The sequence below is a fragment of the Paenibacillus chitinolyticus genome (genome assembly GCF_045038035.1).
GTDB classification, from domain to species: domain Bacteria; phylum Bacillota; class Bacilli; order Paenibacillales; family NBRC-103111; genus Paenibacillus_F; species Paenibacillus_F chitinolyticus_A.
Genome location: NZ_CP173427.1, coordinates 726,725 through 744,369 on the forward strand (window position 1 = coordinate 726,725; position 17,645 = coordinate 744,369).

Here is a 17,645-nt window from a genome sequence, read left to right on the forward strand (position 1 = left end):
TCAAGATTATACTAGGAGGCGGACCATGGATATCCAAAAAACACACGAATTAATTGTCGTTTTAGACTTCGGCGGGCAGTACAATCAGCTGATCGCCAGACGCATTCGCGACCTTGGCGTTTACAGCGAATTGCTCCCTTACAATACTTCGGCGGACAAAATCCGCGAACTGAACCCGAAAGGGATCGTTTTCTCGGGCGGACCGGTCAGCGTATACGGAGAAGGATCTCCGGTCGTAGACCCTGGTGTGTATGATCTCGGCATTCCGATCATGGGAATTTGCTATGGCATGCAGATGATTGCGCACCAGTTGAACGGTAAAGTAGAACGCGCCGTTACGCGCGAATACGGCAAATCGGAAGTTGAATTCCAGTCTCACAGCCGTCTTGCGAAGAACCTTGATTCCAAGCAAGTGGTTTGGATGAGCCACGGAGACCACGTCTGCGATCTGCCGGAAGGCTTCGTTCTTGACGCAAGTACCGAAACTTGTCCGATCGCGGCGATGAGCCACCCGGATAAAAACATCGTGGCCGTACAGTTCCACCCGGAAGTCCGTCACTCGGCGCAAGGCAACGAAATGATCCGCAACTTCATCTTCGACATTTGCGGCTGTACGGGCGACTGGAGCATGGAAAGCTTCATCGAAGACACGATCCGCGATATCCGCGAACAAGTCGGCGACCGTAAAGTTCTTTGCGCACTCAGCGGCGGCGTAGATTCCTCCGTTGTAGCCATTTTGATCCACAAAGCGATCGGAGATCAATTGACCTGCATGTTCATCGACCACGGCCTGCTCCGTAAGGACGAAGCCGAGAGCGTAATGGAGACCTTTGTTGGCAAGTTCGATATGCACGTTGTCAAAATCGACGCGCGCGACCGCTTCCTCGGCAAACTGGCCGGAGTAAGCGATCCCGAGCAGAAGCGTAAAATCATCGGCAACGAGTTTATCCGCGTTTTCGAAGAAGAATCCGCACAGCTGGGCGATTTCGCTTTCCTCGCTCAAGGTACGCTGTACACGGATATTGTCGAGAGCGGTACGGCAACGGCTCACACAATCAAATCTCACCACAACGTAGGCGGACTTCCCGAAGATATGAAGTTCCAGCTTGTCGAGCCTCTTAAGGCGCTCTTCAAGGACGAAGTGCGCAAAGTAGGCGAAGAATGCGGACTTCCGGGCGCCATCGTATGGCGTCAGCCGTTCCCGGGCCCGGGTCTTGCGATTCGTGTTCTGGGCGAAGTGACGGAAGAGAAGCTGAAAATCGTCCGCGATTCCGACGCGATCCTTCGCGAAGAGATCGCCAAAGCCGGCCTCGACCGCGAGATCTGGCAGTACTTCACGGCTCTTCCTAACATGAAGAGCGTAGGCGTTATGGGCGATGCCCGGACATACTCTTACACAGTAGGTATCCGTGCCGTTACATCCATCGACGGAATGACGGCCGACTGGGCGCGTATTCCTTGGGACGTCCTGGAGAAAATCTCCGTACGGATCGTCAACGAAGTGGATAACGTCAACCGTATCGTCTACGACGTAACCTCGAAACCCCCTGCAACGATCGAGTGGGAATAAACTAGGAACATTTAATATCGTTAATCGCCTGGAGGCCTTGTTACATAAGGGCTTCCAGCGGTGACGGTGTTGAAAGTTCACGTACACTTGCAACAATAGAGTGCTAAAAATTACTCTCTTTTATCTGCGTTGTTTAGCAAATAGAAGGGAGTATTTTTTATGACCCAAATTAAAGAACTTATGGCTTTCCATCTTTGGCGCAACCAATATGCCGTTCAGACGTCTAAGGTTAGTAAGGATAAATTCGAGAGGAATGATGATGATGAAAAAGTCTGTTTTTGCTGCTGCGCTGCTGTCCGGCGTTATGTTCGGAGGGGCTGTAGGTGCTTACGCGGCCAGCAATCTGGAGGAAATACGCGCTTACCTGAACCACGGCATCTCCTTCGAAATTAAGGGCAACGCTTGGATTCCTGCTGATTCCAGCGGAACGCCGGCACCACCGATCACCTATGACGGGACAACCTATTTGCCGCTTCGTGTCATTGCTAACGCCTTGGATGTCCCTGTCGATTATGATGCCTCAACGAATAAAGTGCTGCTTGGACAAATGCTGGACGGCGTCGGTCATGATTCGCCGCTTGTTCCTGTTACTTATTCCGAGGCACAGTTGAAAGCCATCAACCATACCTTCTCCTATCCCCCGGTTCTTCCCGAACGGATCGTTCAGGGCGACGTATTTCAAGAGGCTAGCTGCACAGAAGACACGTGTACGCTTCGCTATAAGCATCTGGGGATCGGGGAGTCTCAGAGAGACTATTCGGACCCCGAACAAATCGAGAAGCAGGTCACCTTGTCGAACGGAGTAAAGGCATCCTGGCTTAAACAGGGCAGCCTGTATTTCAAAGTCGGCGATGTGTATGTCAACCTCAGTACCCGAGACTATTCGTTGAGCGACGCACAGATCGAGAAAATCGGAGCAACCATGGTTCAGAGTCCGGTTGAAAAGGGTACGAATAGCGCAGCCGCTTCGTTGGATTAGAGCGGCTTTATCTGCGAATACTGGGCCCGTATTCCTTGGGACGTCCTGGGGAAAATCGGGCCCCGGCCTTTTTTATCACCTCCGTTCCTCTCCCCCTTACATGGAAAAAATCCCGAACATTAACTCTTTTTTGCCAGTTAAATATTCGTCATTCCGTATTGACAAGATCCGATTCGCTTACTAGAATGAAGAAGAATAACAAAATTGAATGCTTTTCGTATAATTCCGGGGATTGGCCCGGAAGTTTCTACGAGGTCACCGTAATGATCTGGCTACGAAAAGAACGTGCAGCCCAGCGGCCTTTGGCGCCTCTTTTTGAAATGGACGATCGCGAATTTGCTCCGGCAAATTAGGGAAGTTTATTTCCAAAGGAAGTGACCGATGACCGTGGGAGCCGCTCTTTCTTGCAACCGGCCCAGGTGATAAACGTCGCCCGGGCTTTTTGTTGTTCTCATCCAATTTAAGGGGGATTTCGTTGCAATGGATCGTTTTTTTAGATTAAAGGAAAACGGCTCTAACGTACGGACCGAAATTATGGCGGGTATCACCACGTTTATGGCAATGGCTTACGTGCTGGTGATTAACCCGAACATCTTGACCGCTTTCGGCAAAACAGGCATGGAGTGGTATCCCGTATTTCTCGCGACCGCTCTGGCCGCCGGTATTTTTACCATCGCCATGGGTCTGTTCGTGAACTTTCCGGTCGCTCTGGCGCCGGGTATGGGACTTAACGCGTACTTTGCGACTGTCGTGGTATCCACCGCTTCCACCAACAACCCGATTACTTGGCAGATGGCTCTGACCGCCGTCTTTATCTCGGGGATCATTTTTATCATTCTGACCATTACAAGACTGCGGCAAATGCTGCTCGTCGCGATTCCGGACGGAATCAAGCACGCGATTACAGTCGGGATCGGTCTTTTTATCACCATCGTGGGGTTGAAAAATACCGGCCTTATGACAATTGCGGCTGAAACCGTTAACGATATTCCTAAAGGCCAGTTTACACCGCTTAAGGGCTTCGAAACCGTTATTGAGCTGGGCAGCTTTAAAAGCCCGGACGTGATCATGGCTTTGATCGGCCTCGTCCTGATTTCCGTTCTGATGGTGCTCCGCGTACGTGGTGCGATTTTGTTCGGTATTTTGGGCACGACGATTATCGCTCTTCTGATGGGATACGTCGACCTTAGCTCGCTGAACAATCCGCAAACACCTTGGATTCCGGACCTTGGCCAGCTTAACTTCTGGGAGTTTGATTTTGCCGGTATTATGGGCGTCGGCATCGTATCGGTCATCGTAACCTTTACTTTCGTCGAAATGTTCGACACGTTCGGTACGCTTGTAGGTACGGCGAACCGTGCCGGCATCATGAAAAACAAAGAAGAAGGCAACAAGCGCGTCGGTAAAGCGATGTTCGTCGATGCTTTTGCGGTGAGCGGCGGCGCCATGCTGGGTACCAGCACCGTAACTGCTTATGTGGAAAGCTCCGCCGGTGTAGCGGAAGGCGGCCGTACCGGTCTGACTTCGCTCACGACGGGCATCCTGTTCATTCTCGCTCTGTTCTTTGCGCCGATTATCGCTTTGATTCCGGGTTCCGCGACAGGCGCGGCCCTCATCGTCGTAGGCGTTCTGATGATGCAGTCGGTACGTGACATCGACTTCCAGGATCTCGTGATCGGGATTCCGGCGTTTCTGACCATCACGTTCATGCCTTTCACTTACAGCATTGCCAACGGTATCTCTCTTGGTATCGTAGGTTATGTCATTCTGGCGGTTATTTCTCAGCTGAGCAGCCGCGTTGAAAAGAAACACAGCATTCACTGGCTCATGTGGGTATTGTTCGTCCTCGTTATCGCGCGCTACGTGTTTATCGGCGTGAGCGGTTAATGGTTTGAAAAGTTCCGGACCGGCCTCGGATTAATCCGATTGGCCGGTTTTTTTGCGGCGATTTACTTGATTTTATTTTCACTATTTCCAAAATTTGATAGATCGTATATACTAGGTTTTGTGCCTTTGTTTTTCCTCATCTCCCTCCCGCTCGTCCCTCTAACTCCTTTCGTGTCCTTTTTTATCTCTTCCATTGCTGTGCCCCTAAAGCTATTTGGTTTACTCTCCATGTTTGTATTTGCTGTGCCTGATCCTACTATTTAACGTGTGAAAAGAGGTTTTTTAATGGTGTTTCTCAGAAAAAACAAAAGGTTTCGGGGAGCTGCCATCTTATTTGGGACGGCCGCTTTACTCCTGCATGAGGATGCAAAAGCAGTTGGCCTTACGACAGAGATTGCCGCAGCTGCTCCGGTCCGGACTTTTAGCGATGTAGGGGGGCACTGGGCCGAATCGCTTATCCGCAAGGCAGCCGAGCTTAACCTCGTACAAGGATACGGCGACGGCACCTTTCACCCGGACGGCAAAATTACGCGTGCCGAATTCGCGGCAATGCTGAACCGGGCTACAAAGCAGAAAACGGACACTACAGCGGCAGAGCACTCCCTGTCCGGCTTGCAAAACCACTGGAGCCAAGCGGAGGTGAACAAGCTTGCTGTTCTCGGCTTTATAGACCAGGGGGACTATAAGGACGGCTTTTCACCCGACCGGGAGCTGACGCGCTACGAGATGATCAAATGGATTTCATCGGGCCTCGCCCAATCGGAACCAAGCTTTAAACAGGCTATGGAGGACACGAAGGGGACCCTGCTGCCGACCCCCGAAACTTACAAAGGAGGCATTGCCAGCGACCAGATTCCTTATGTGGCGCTTGTAAAGGGGACCGGTATCGTAGACGGATTTGAAGACAGCACCTTCCGGCTTGCCCAAACTACCACTAGGGCGGAAGTTTCCGCCATTTTGATGCGTTTTATGGAGGTAGAAGGCAACAAAGCCGAACAATACAAGGCGCTTAACGAGCTTAGAGAGGTTGGGCTGACGGGGTCTAATGTACTTTCTATAACAAAATATTTATACTCTAAAAATTATAGTAATGAGGAAGCAAGCTTCGATAAAATCCGGAACAAAGAGATAACTCTAAAAAATAATATCGCAACAATGAAAGTTAAAAGAATTATATTTATTGATACGATCGACACAAATGCTTCAGGTGTATACGCCCAAATGTTCTTAGATCAAGTTGAAAAGTACCAAAATAACAGGTATATTGCTGTTTCTGAAATTTCGATTATCTCAAATTTAGATAAAATTGATCCAAACACCTTAGCTAATGGAATGGGAAATGGCATTACATCTGCCACCCGTTTAAGTGAGCTTTCGGCTACACGATATGGGATTCCAACAATACCCTTATTATCTGCTGGCTTTTTCCAAAAAGGAGTTGAAAAATCAGTCTGGGTTCTTCAAACAATGCCTAAAATACCGCCAAACAATAGAGAGTACATCTCTTATAGTTTGACAACAAACTCCGGAGAAAACGGTGGGATAATTTTAAGAAAATAATTTAAAACGAAAGGAATGGTTCTAATTCTTCAAAGAATTTTATTGGCTATATCTATCTTACTATTAATAACTTCAACAAATTCATTCTCCGAGGTGAAGGCTGCCATTCAACCACCACCCAAAATACAAAAGTCGAGTCCTAAAATTATATATTCAGAACCACGAATAGCTACTCCTGGAGTTTATTGGTATCAATTGGATGCGGGTGGTTTTAGAGTGGACTATTCAGGTGGGCGAAGTGATGTAGGGTGGAATGGAGATTGTTACAATCCAAGACCAGCGTATACTGAAATACCTGATGATGTTAATCTTTCTAAATGGGCGGCTCAGATCTGGAAAGATGAAAGAGGGAAAATCATTCAGGCTGAAAACATTATTAAACCACATTTGGATACGGTAGAATATGAACCTAGTAATTCATACGATCCAGCTAATACAAAGCCAGATATAACCGGCAAAGAAACTGCGTTGATTAGAACCAATACTGGAGGCAACAAAATTCCTACATATCTTGAGGAATTTATGAAGAGACCAAATGGATGTCCCAAAATGATTGTTGAATATGACACTCCTGTAATCATCACCTGGGCAGGAGACATCTACGAAGAAAAAGAAATCACCGTAGTGCCCGACTCGTCCATTTCCGTAGGTCAAAAAGTTCAGCTCCAGGCAAACGTCAAAACTAAAGATTGGGGAGCGAGTGACTGGGGAAAGGAATATGACGTTGCCACCCGAACAACCGAAACCACGTGGAAATCTGAGGACGAAACCATCGCGATCGTGAATGCTTCCGGACAAGTTCAAGGAAAGAAGGCCGGCAAGGTTAAGGTAAGAGCCATTTGGGATAACGGCGATTACCGCATCTCGGATGCTGCTGAAATTACGGTTACGACAGACCCCGGCCTTGTCATCAATCTCCCGAAGCCCGAATTCTGCACCTCTGACTCCTCTCCACAGCAGGCGGAAGCCATATTGACTAAACCGGACGGCACCTCTTGGCCCCTCCAAAAACACGATAAACTTACTTGGACCAGTTCCAATCCCTCCATCGCAGTCATTGACCAAACCGGCAAAATCACCCTGAAAGCAGCAGCAGGAGCAACGGAAATCACGGCTCATTTCAAAGATGATCTTCAGCATCTGGATGAAAAGAAATCGGTCACGCTGACGGTAAAAGATTGCGGCTCCTCAGGCGGAGGAAACCCCGGCACGGGAAATCCTCAACCTCCCGGAGGAATCAACGGATGCAGTCCGGTGATCAACCCGCCGGCTAAAGGCCTCACGCAAAGTGGCTACTCGATGGACCCCCAAGCAAGCGGAATGCTCCGTGCCGACAGGCGCGGTGCCGAAACCTACAACGTCCTCGAAGGAATCCCCACTTCCGAAAGCCTTTACGCCAATGTACAAAGCATCCACTACCTCTTTCAGAACAAATTCACCAATATGACCGGAGAGGTCACCTACAACGTCCCCGTCACGAAAACATATCTATGGACCGTTCCTGTTCCTCCGCCCGGTGTTCCGATCCCCATGAGCCAGACAGTTACCCAAACGATGACCGTCAAGCGTCCTTACGGCTACTGGCAAATAGATAATTTGGAAATTTACCGGCCCGGGCAGGCGCGACTCGGCAACTATGCTCTTGGCGGGTACGGCGGTTCGGTTACCTTGGACGCTAAAAATTACACACCTCCCGTTATAACAAGCACAAATAAAGACGACGTATCCTCTCATGTACAACCCTCGAACTGCAATTCCGTAAACCTGGGTACCGGCGGAGGCCCGCCTGCGAACGAGACCGGCTTGTTTCAAGCTGCTGCGGAAGCTGCGGTCGGCGCTAACAAAGTTAGCAACGACCTTCTTGTGTTCAACGGGGTCACGCTGATGGACAACCGGATTCACGACGCCGCGGCTCCACTGCCCAAGCCTATTCCGGAGCCTGCCAGGTTAGGTGCGGATACTTTTTACGGGACCGGCTATATGATCAGCAAAACACTGGCCAACCGGCAGGCCCAGCCCACAACCGGAACAATCGCGTACACGCTTCTCCCGGGGAATGTTAAAGGAGGGGCGGACAAAACCTTCGACATCCCCGGAATCAATCCCGTCACGGTTCACACGCCGGTCATTATGGTGCCTTCGGTTTCCGACGATCAGGCGCATAATCAGAAAACGACGCCAGCGTATGACCGCTCAGCGCTGATCCTTGACCGTCCTTTTAGCGTAACCGTACCCACAACGGGTCCGCACCGCGACATCCCGGGTTACGGAATTCGTGATTATGCCAAGTACACCAGGCAGAAACAAGTGTGGTTTCCGTTTGACACTTACGACGCATCTATGAAATTCATACCGAAGCAAACTTGGATCGACATACCGGTAGGACAATTGTCTGCCACGTTTTACATGCCTGTATGGGTCGACGAAGGTCCTTATAGCGTTCTTTTTCGCTCTATTGCGGAAAATACTCCGGCTTCGTTTACGACAGAACCGCAGGCTAACCTAACCTTGAGCAATCATGTTGCCACTGATACGGTTCCGGTCGATGTGATCGGACGTCTCTATGATTTTAAAGTGACGGACATCGCAGATTACAACTGGGAAAACGTGTTTCGTACGGTTAAAGGCAGTGCGGCACACACGGGAACGAAATATTGGATAGGGGAGAAAGGTATCGACGGTCAACCGCGGCCGACGGGCTATCCCTTCATTCTTCCGATTCATCCGGGAAGCCACCCCGAAGCGGGGTATAAGAACATTTCGGTTAAAACAGGCTATCATATTAAGTTTGATCTCAAGACCAAGGGCAATATGTTCGGTTCGGACGATGGTGTGCGGATTACGCCTGCTTTCTATTTCATCTCTAATGAAGACGGCAAAAGGCAGCCCGTTGATTTGTATTATCATGCCGATAACAAACCTTTTGTCCGTATCGGTTCCGCGCAGGACCAGGAAAAGCGTTTTGTCGTATTAAACGACCGGCTTCGCAATTTGAGAGCGCCGGAGCTTGAGCAGACGGCAGGGTACCTTTTTGACCAGGCTCCGGGTTCTTTCACGAACCGGGCGGCATTTACGGCCGACTATATAATGAAAGCGGCCAAGCCGACCTGGGTGGGGACTTATCATTGGCTCATTTTGCCCCGGCAAGTTCGGACTTTTATTGGGGAGACGCAAAACGTTCCGGCTGGGGTTGATAGAGCCAGGGCCCTCGCTTCCGATCAAAAATGGTACGGGGAGTACAGCCTGCCCGCAGCGGTCTATGCCGTACCGAAAGGAACCGACCTCGCCGTCTATGGCCGGAAACAAACGCTCGACGACCGGTCACCCGTCTTTTTGCGGAACGGCTACATTGTCGTGAATTTCAATATTGAGAGCATTAGAGGAGGAGACGTAAACAGGCCACATTTGCAATATATCCATGGCCCATTGAATAACCAGTGGCAGATGGAGGGGGGCGTGGGGAGCATTACCGGCACCAAGGGACAATCATTCCCGGTGATGGACGGAGACGTCGTTTTTTATCATGGAGACCTTTCAAGCTATGATGATTTCGGCTCTAACGGTACCCATTAAACATTAAGGTAAGGTACACGATTGCCGGCAAAAAGAGGCAGAGAAAAGAGTCTGGACCATGGCTCTTTTCTACTTCCACAAAATGGTTGTTGCAAAAGGCGTCGGATGCTGGTAAAGTTACTTCTTGCCGGCAACAACGAAACACGCCGCGAAAAAAGAATTTAAAAAAAGCTTGCATAAATGAGCGCGACTGTGTTATAGTATAAAAGTTGTCACTGAGACAAGCGCTAACGACGAAAGCTACAAAAGCTTACAAATTGTCCTTTGAAAACTGAACAACGAGTGATTGAAGCGTCTCGAGAAATCGAGATATTAAATGAGAAGAAATTCTCGTCAGCTTTGTATGTTTGAGCTTAATCAGCTTGAGATAAACCGCTGGCCGTAAGGCTAGCACAACTTTATCGGAGAGTTTGATCCTGGCTCAGGACGAACGCTGGCGGCGTGCCTAATACATGCAAGTCGAGCGGACTTGAAGAGAAGCTTGCTTCTCGGATGGTTAGCGGCGGACGGGTGAGTAACACGTAGGCAACCTGCCTGTAAGATCGGGATAACTACCGGAAACGGTAGCTAAGACCGGATAACCGGTTTCTCTGCATGGGGAGATCGTGAAACACGGAGCAATCTGTGGCTTACGGATGGGCCTGCGGCGCATTAGCTAGTTGGTGAGGTAACGGCTCACCAAGGCGACGATGCGTAGCCGACCTGAGAGGGTGAACGGCCACACTGGGACTGAGACACGGCCCAGACTCCTACGGGAGGCAGCAGTAGGGAATCTTCCGCAATGGACGCAAGTCTGACGGAGCAACGCCGCGTGAGTGATGAAGGTTTTCGGATCGTAAAGCTCTGTTGCCAGGGAAGAACGCCAAGGAGAGTAACTGCTCTTTGGGTGACGGTACCTGAGAAGAAAGCCCCGGCTAACTACGTGCCAGCAGCCGCGGTAATACGTAGGGGGCAAGCGTTGTCCGGAATTATTGGGCGTAAAGCGCGCGCAGGCGGTTTTTTAAGTCTGGTGTTTAATCCCGAGGCTCAACCTCGGTTCGCACCGGAAACTGGGAGACTGGAGTGCAGGAGAGGAAAGTGGAATTCCACGTGTAGCGGTGAAATGCGTAGAGATGTGGAGGAACACCAGTGGCGAAGGCGACTTTCTGGCCTGTAACTGACGCTGAGGCGCGAAAGCGTGGGGAGCAAACAGGATTAGATACCCTGGTAGTCCACGCCGTAAACGATGCATGCTAGGTGTTAGGGGTTTCGATACCCTTGGTGCCGAAGTTAACACAGTAAGCATGCCGCCTGGGGAGTACGCTCGCAAGAGTGAAACTCAAAGGAATTGACGGGGACCCGCACAAGCAGTGGAGTATGTGGTTTAATTCGAAGCAACGCGAAGAACCTTACCAGGTCTTGACATCCCTCTGACCGGCTTAGAGATAAGCCTTTCCTTCGGGACAGAGGAGACAGGTGGTGCATGGTTGTCGTCAGCTCGTGTCGTGAGATGTTGGGTTAAGTCCCGCAACGAGCGCAACCCTTGAACTTAGTTGCCAGCAGGTAAGGCTGGGCACTCTAAGTTGACTGCCGGTGACAAACCGGAGGAAGGCGGGGATGACGTCAAATCATCATGCCCCTTATGACCTGGGCTACACACGTACTACAATGGCCGGTACAACGGGAAGCGAAGGAGCGATCCGGAGCCAATCCTAGAAAAGCCGGTCTCAGTTCGGATTGCAGGCTGCAACTCGCCTGCATGAAGTCGGAATTGCTAGTAATCGCGGATCAGCATGCCGCGGTGAATACGTTCCCGGGTCTTGTACACACCGCCCGTCACACCACGAGAGTTTACAACACCCGAAGTCGGTGAGGTAACCGCAAGGGGCCAGCCGCCGAAGGTGGGGTAGATGATTGGGGTGAAGTCGTAACAAGGTAGCCGTATCGGAAGGTGCGGCTGGATCACCTCCTTTCTATGGAGACTCGGGTCCTGAAACGGACCCAGTCAAGAAGGCATCGCCTTCAACCTTCAATCACTCGTTGTCAGTTTTGAAAGGAGAATTTACTTCTCTTTTCAAACGTTGATCCTTGAAAACTAGATAGCGAAACATGTAACTAGAATCATCCAAAACCTTGATGGTTTGATGTAAAGCGAAGTTATATGCTGAGAAGTGATTTTTTAAGCGCAGCTTAATAGCACGAGTCAGGATATAACAAGCATTGGTCAAGCTAATAAGGGCACACGGAGGATGCCTAGGCGCTAGGAGCCGAAGAAGGACGTGGCGAACGACGAAATGCCTCGGGGAGCCGTAAGCAGGCTTTGATCCGGGGATGTCCGAATGGGGGAACCCAGCTGTGGTAATGCGCAGTTACCATGCAGTGAATACATAGCTGCATTGGAGGCACACCCAGGGAACTGAAACATCTAAGTACCTGGAGGAAAAGAAAACAATAGTGATTCCGTCAGTAGCGGCGAGCGAACGCGGATTAGCCCAAACCAAGGAGCTTGCTCCTTGGGGTTGTAGGACGTCAATGTGGCAAAAGTTCATTAGGTGAAGCGATCTGGAAAGGTCCGCTAGAAGAGGTAACAGCCCTGTAGCCGAAAGTGAACGTATGCCTAGACGGATCCTGAGTACGGCGGGACACGTGAAACCCCGTCGGAATCCGGCAGGACCATCTGCCAAGGCTAAATACTCCCTAGCGACCGATAGTGAAGCAGTACCGTGAGGGAAAGGTGAAAAGCACCCCGGGAGGGGAGTGAAAAAGAACCTGAAACCGTGTGCCTACAAGAAGTCAGAGCCCGTTAATGGGTGATGGCGTGCCTTTTGTAGAATGAACCGGCGAGTTACGTTTGCATGCGAGGTTAAGCTGAAAAGGCGGAGCCGCAGCGAAAGCGAGTCTGAATAGGGCGACTATAGTATGCAGGCGTAGACCCGAAACCGTGTGATCTACCCCTGTCCAGGGTGAAGGTGCGGTAACACGCACTGGAGGCCCGAACCCACGAATGTTGAAAAATTCGGGGATGAGGTGGGGGTAGCGGAGAAATTCCAATCGAACTCGGAGATAGCTGGTTCTCCCCGAAATAGCTTTAGGGCTAGCCTCGGGGGATGTGTCGTGGAGGTAAAGCACTGATTGGGTGCGGGGCCCGCCAAGGGTTACCAAGTCCAGTCAAACTCTGAATGCCACAGACATTACCCCGGGAGTCAGACAGTGAGTGCTAAGATCCATTGTCAAGAGGGAAACAGCCCAGATCATCAGCTAAGGTCCCCAAGTGTGTGTTAAGTGGGAAAGGATGTGGAGTTGCACAGACAACCAGGATGTTGGCTTAGAAGCAGCCACCATTTAAAGAGTGCGTAATAGCTCACTGGTCGAGTGACTCTGCGCCGAAAATGTAACGGGGCTAAACACACCACCGAAGCTATGACTTAGATATCTAAAGATGTCTTGGGGTAGGGGAGCGTTCTGTACGGAGTGAAGGTAGATCGTGAGGACTGCTGGACTGTACAGAAGTGAGAATGCCGGTATGAGTAACGAAAAGATCAGTGAGAATCTGATCCGCCGAAAGCCTAAGGGTTCCTGAGGAAGGTTCGTCCGCTCAGGGTAAGTCGGGACCTAAGGCGAGGCCGAAAGGCGTAGTCGAAGGACAACAGGTTGAAATTCCTGTACCACCGTAAGCCGTTACGAGCAATGGAGTGACGCAGCAGGGTAGGGACGCGGACTGATGGATGTCCGTCCAAGCAGTGAGGCTGATGTGTAGGCAAATCCGCACATCGTGAAGGCTGGGCTGTGATGGGGAGCGAAAATTACAGTAGCGAAGGTCTTGATCTCACACTGCCGAGAAAAGCTTCTAGCCAGGCGAAGGTGCCCGTACCGCAAACCGACACAGGTGGGCGAGAAGAGAATTCTAAGGCGCGCGGAAGAACTCTCGTTAAGGAACTCGGCAAAATGACCCCGTAACTTCGGGAGAAGGGGTGCCCCGGTAGTGTGAATAGCACGAGGGGGCCGCAGTGAAAAGGCCCAAGCGACTGTTTAGCAAAAACACAGGTCTATGCGAAGCCGCAAGGCGAAGTATATGGGCTGACGCCTGCCCGGTGCTGGAAGGTTAAGGGGAGCGGTTAGGAGTAATCCGAAGCTGTGAACCGAAGCCCCAGTAAACGGCGGCCGTAACTATAACGGTCCTAAGGTAGCGAAATTCCTTGTCAGGTAAATTCTGACCCGCACGAATGGCGTAACGACTTGGGCGCTGTCTCAACGAGAGATCCGGTGAAATTTTAATACCTGTGAAGATGCAGGTTACCCGCGACAAGACGGAAAGACCCCATGGAGCTTTACTGCAGCTTGATATTGGACTTTGGTACGATCTGTACAGGATAGGTGGGAGCCTTTGAAGCCTGAGCGCCAGCTTGGGTGGAGGCGCCGTTGGGATACCACCCTGATCGTATCGGAGTTCTAACCTACTACCGTGAACCGGTAGAGGGACCGTGTCAGGTGGGCAGTTTGACTGGGGCGGTCGCCTCCTAAAGAGTAACGGAGGCGCCCCAAGGTTCCCTCAGAATGGTTGGAAATCATTCGAAGAGTGCAAAGGCATAAGGGAGCTTGACTGCGAGACATACAGGTCGAGCAGGGACGAAAGTCGGGCTTAGTGATCCGGTGGTACCGCATGGAAGGGCCATCGCTCAACGGATAAAAGCTACCCTGGGGATAACAGGCTTATCTCCCCCAAGAGTCCACATCGACGGGGAGGTTTGGCACCTCGATGTCGGCTCATCGCATCCTGGGGCTGAAGTAGGTCCCAAGGGTTGGGCTGTTCGCCCATTAAAGCGGTACGCGAGCTGGGTTCAGAACGTCGTGAGACAGTTCGGTCCCTATCTGTCGCGGGCGCAGGAAATTTGAGAGGAGCTGTCCTTAGTACGAGAGGACCGGGATGGACGTACCGCTGGTGTACCAGTTGTCTCGCCAGAGGCATAGCTGGGTAGCTATGTACGGAAGGGATAAGCGCTGAAAGCATCTAAGCGTGAAGCCCCCCTCAAGATGAGATTTCCCAGTATGTAAGACCCCTTGAAGACGACGAGGTAGATAGGTTGGAGGTGGAAGCACAGCAATGTGTGGAGCTGACCAATACTAATCGGTCGAGGGCTTGACCTACAAATCTGTACGACCGTACAGGTTACATCGAAAGCATATGCTTAGGCTTTTCCGACAGGTAAATGCCGCATCACAAGCATACTCTGGGTATGCACCATAAGATCTTTGGATGGATCGACTGCTTGTTTCGCTGCTAGTTTTCAGGGAGCAACCCTGGTGTGTCTGAACAGACACCTGTTTGGTGACGATGGCGGAAGGGAACCACGCGTACCCATCCCGAACACGACCGTTAAGCCTTCCAGCGCCGATGGTACTTGGACCGAAGGGTCCTGGGAGAGTAGGACGTTGCCAAGCAAATGAGAGTCCTTTTGAACGTAACCGTTCAAGAGGGCTCTTTTTGTTTTACCCTACTTTTTACTAATCAAAGGTCCCTTTTCTTAAAAAGATCTTTACTTAATGACTGCTTGATGAGTTTTATTTAAAACTGACGCTCCTGTAAACAGAGAGTGTAAGTCAATTGTTGAATGAAGTCGAATGAAATAAGAAATTGTTTTCGCAGGATCGAGGTCTTATAAAAAAAGCGTATATTAAAGAGCTTCAGCCTGTAAATTTAAGGATAAATAAGCATGCTTTTTCACTAAACTGTTTAAGGCAAGCGGTTTTGAATAGCCTTTCAGGAGGCTTTTAAGAACAGAAAGCGAACTTTACTTCTTTTTCATGAATTGAATGTTCGTATTTCGTTTGACAGGAAAAAAGGTAACTGGTACACTAGAGGAGCGACAATACCTGACAAAACACGTAAATATAGATGTTTACAATCTCGTATAATCATCGGGGATATGGCCCGAAAGTTTCTACCCAAAAGCCGTAAAGTTTTGGACTACGAGAGCGAAGCGAGGGGATCCCAGACGGGGGTGCCTTATGTTTGTGTCTCTTGCAGTCCGGCAGATAGAAGGAAGCAATCTATCTCTGGGCTTTTTTTGCGTCCGGGGATGAAAAGCTGAGGCTTGGGGCTTTCTATTTAAAGTGGTTACCAATATGATAGTAAAGGCGGGTTACGGAGATGTCAGCACGAGTTGGAGTCATTATGGGAAGTAAATCGGATTGGGAAACGATGAAGCATGCTTGCGATGTGCTGGACGAATTCGGCATCCCTTATGAGAAAAAAGTCGTGTCGGCACACCGTACACCGGACTTGATGTTCCAATATGCCGAGCAGGCTGCTGAGCGCGGGCTGCGGGTCATTATCGCGGGAGCGGGAGGCGCCGCTCACCTGCCGGGCATGGTGGCAGCGAAGACGGAGCTGCCGGTTATCGGGGTTCCCGTTAAAAGCAGAGCGCTGAACGGACTGGATTCCCTTCTCTCGATCGTACAGATGCCGGCGGGTATTCCCGTGGCTACCGTAGCGATCGGAGAGGCAGGAGCTGCGAATGCCGGACTGCTGGCGGCGCAAATTCTTGGAGCATTCGAGCCCGAGCTTCAAAATAAAGTGCGTGAGCGCCGCGAACGCATCAAAGCACAAGTGTTGGAAGCGAGTGAGCTTGAATGACAGCGAAGAACAGCGGAGAAGTATCGGCAAAGGGTAAGCTGAACGAGAGCTTAAATATCAGTGAAGGTTTAAACCGAGCAGGACAGACGGACGGCTCTTACTTTGAAACTAAAGGTCCAGCGTCCCTGCAGGCCCCGTCTACCTCAGTCCAGGCATCCCAAGCTGAGACAGGGAAAGAATCCCAAGCTGAGACAGCGGTGGGGGGCACCACTTCTGCGGCTGCGGGTACATCTTCCATGCAGCACGGAGTCATCCCGCCCGGAAGCACCATCGGTGTGCTGGGCGGCGGCCAGCTCGGCCGCATGCTGGCGCTTGCGGGCCGAAACATGGGCTACCGGTTCGTTACACTTGAACCGGGTGCAGACTCGCCGTGCGGACAAGTGGCCGACCGGCAGATCCAGGCTTCGTACGGGGACGTGGACGCGGCGCGCGAGCTTGCGAGAGTGTCCGACGTCATCACGTACGAATTCGAGAACGTCGACGCCGCGGTGACGAAACTGCTGACGCAGGAAGCCTATGTGCCGCAGGGTAGCGCCCTGCTGTACACGACGCAGCACAGGCTTCGCGAAAAGCGTGCGATCGAGGCAGCCGGCGTGAGGGTTGCCCCATATGCCGAAATTGTCAGCGAAGAGGATCTTCGCGTTGCTGTCGGCAAATTCGGCACCCCCTGCGTGCTGAAGACCGCGACCGGCGGATACGACGGCAAAGGCCAGTGGGTCATCCGCTCGGCGGATGAGATTCCCGACGCTTTTGCCGAACTGAGCCGGGCGGGTACGGATCTGGTACTCGAGCAGTTCATCCGGTTCGAGAAGGAAATTTCGGTAATCGCGGCACGGAGTCCCCGCGGAGAGGTGAAAGCTTTTCCGGCAGCGGAAAATATCCATGTCGAGAATATTTTGCATATGTCGATCGTACCGGCTCGGATTAGCGTCTCCGTTCAAGAAGAAGCCGAACGTCTGGCAATCCGCATCGCGGAGTCGATGCAAGCGGTCGGGTTAATCGCCGTTGAGATGTTTTTGACGAAGGACGGGGAGCTGTTCGTGAACGAGCTCGCACCAAGGCCGCACAACTCGGGGCATTATACGATGGAAGCCTGCCTGACTTCGCAGTTTGAGCAGCACGTACGGGCCATCTGCAATCTGCCTCTCGGTCCTACGGAACTGTTGACACCGGTAGTGATGGTGAATGTGCTCGGAGAGCATATGGAACCTCTGCTGAAGTGGTTCTGTTCCGAGGAAAGCGCGGCCTCCGATTCGGGGGTAACGCCAAAGCTTCATTTGTACGGAAAAGACGAAGCCAAGACGAAGCGCAAGATGGGGCACATTAACCTTCTTACGGACGATACGGCGAAAGCTGCCGAATGGATGGAACGTACCGGTATCTGGGATTCTATAAGTTAAGTTCACGAGCCAGTCCATTGAGCATGAGCAAGAACGGAAGTTCGAGGCACAAAAGGGTTCCAA

Annotated in this window: 7 protein-coding genes, 3 rRNA genes and 2 riboswitches; all 10 genes read left to right on the top strand. The window is 51.2% G+C overall.

What is annotated here, in order from left to right; genetic code table 11:
• Positions 1 to 25: 25 nt before the first annotated feature.
• The gene (gene guaA / locus ACI48J_RS03370) at positions 26 to 1,570 is read left to right on the top strand and encodes a glutamine-hydrolyzing GMP synthase (protein ID WP_374755404.1); all 1,545 of its coding nucleotides are present in this window, start codon (positions 26 to 28) and stop codon (positions 1,568 to 1,570) included.
• Between the two features lie 253 nt (positions 1,571 to 1,823).
• Positions 1,824 to 2,549 carry a stalk domain-containing protein gene (locus ACI48J_RS03375; protein ID WP_405081665.1) on the top strand — a complete coding sequence of 242 codons (726 nt, stop codon included), beginning with the start codon at positions 1,824 to 1,826 and terminating at the stop codon, positions 2,547 to 2,549.
• A 195-nt stretch (positions 2,550 to 2,744) separates the two neighbouring features.
• A riboswitch (purine riboswitch) is annotated at positions 2,745 to 2,844 on the top strand.
• A gap of 185 nt (positions 2,845 to 3,029) precedes the next feature.
• Entirely contained in the window at positions 3,030 to 4,436 is a 1,407-nt protein-coding gene (locus ACI48J_RS03380) for an NCS2 family permease (protein WP_405081666.1), read from the top strand.
• A 285-nt stretch (positions 4,437 to 4,721) separates the two neighbouring features.
• Positions 4,722 to 5,996, top strand: a complete 1,275-nt coding sequence (locus ACI48J_RS03385; RefSeq protein WP_405081667.1) for an S-layer homology domain-containing protein — start codon at positions 4,722 to 4,724, stop codon at positions 5,994 to 5,996.
• Positions 5,997 to 6,212: 216 nt separating this feature from the next.
• On the top strand, positions 6,213 to 9,569 hold the full coding sequence (locus tag ACI48J_RS03390; protein WP_405081668.1) for a DUF5704 domain-containing protein: 3,357 nt from the start codon (positions 6,213 to 6,215) through the stop codon (positions 9,567 to 9,569).
• 398 nt (positions 9,570 to 9,967) lie between these two features.
• Positions 9,968 to 11,521: ribosomal RNA gene (locus ACI48J_RS03395) — 16S ribosomal RNA — on the top strand.
• A 249-nt stretch (positions 11,522 to 11,770) separates the two neighbouring features.
• Positions 11,771 to 14,693: ribosomal RNA gene (locus ACI48J_RS03400) — 23S ribosomal RNA — on the top strand.
• Between the two features lie 177 nt (positions 14,694 to 14,870).
• Positions 14,871 to 14,987, top strand: a 5S ribosomal RNA gene (gene rrf / locus ACI48J_RS03405).
• Together the 16S, 23S and 5S rRNA genes form the textbook arrangement of a ribosomal RNA operon.
• A 446-nt stretch (positions 14,988 to 15,433) precedes the next feature.
• Positions 15,434 to 15,536: riboswitch (purine riboswitch) on the top strand.
• Positions 15,537 to 15,696: 160 nt separating this feature from the next.
• Positions 15,697 to 16,182, top strand: coding sequence for a 5-(carboxyamino)imidazole ribonucleotide mutase (purE, locus tag ACI48J_RS03410; RefSeq protein WP_217561916.1), 486 nt, complete (start codon positions 15,697 to 15,699; stop codon positions 16,180 to 16,182).
• 236 nt (positions 16,183 to 16,418) lie between these two features.
• Positions 16,419 to 17,582, top strand: coding sequence for a 5-(carboxyamino)imidazole ribonucleotide synthase (purK, locus tag ACI48J_RS03415; RefSeq protein WP_405083174.1), 1,164 nt, complete (start codon positions 16,419 to 16,421; stop codon positions 17,580 to 17,582).
• Positions 17,583 to 17,645: the final 63 nt, after the last annotated feature.

What these genes read in the sequence shown, in the direction of transcription:
- ACI48J_RS03380 (WP_405081666.1), top strand. Translation starts at nt 3,030, where the DNA reads ATGGATCGTTTTTTTAGATTAAAGGAAAACGGCTCTAACGTACGGACC.
- purE (WP_217561916.1), top strand. Translation starts at nt 15,697, where the DNA reads ATGTCAGCACGAGTTGGAGTCATTATGGGAAGTAAATCGGATTGGGAA.
- ACI48J_RS03375 (WP_405081665.1), top strand. Translation starts at nt 1,824, where the DNA reads ATGATGATGATGAAAAAGTCTGTTTTTGCTGCTGCGCTGCTGTCCGGC.
- purK (WP_405083174.1), top strand. Translation starts at nt 16,419, where the DNA reads ATGCAGCACGGAGTCATCCCGCCCGGAAGCACCATCGGTGTGCTGGGC.
- ACI48J_RS03385 (WP_405081667.1), top strand. Translation starts at nt 4,722, where the DNA reads ATGGTGTTTCTCAGAAAAAACAAAAGGTTTCGGGGAGCTGCCATCTTA.
- guaA (WP_374755404.1), top strand. Translation starts at nt 26, where the DNA reads ATGGATATCCAAAAAACACACGAATTAATTGTCGTTTTAGACTTCGGC.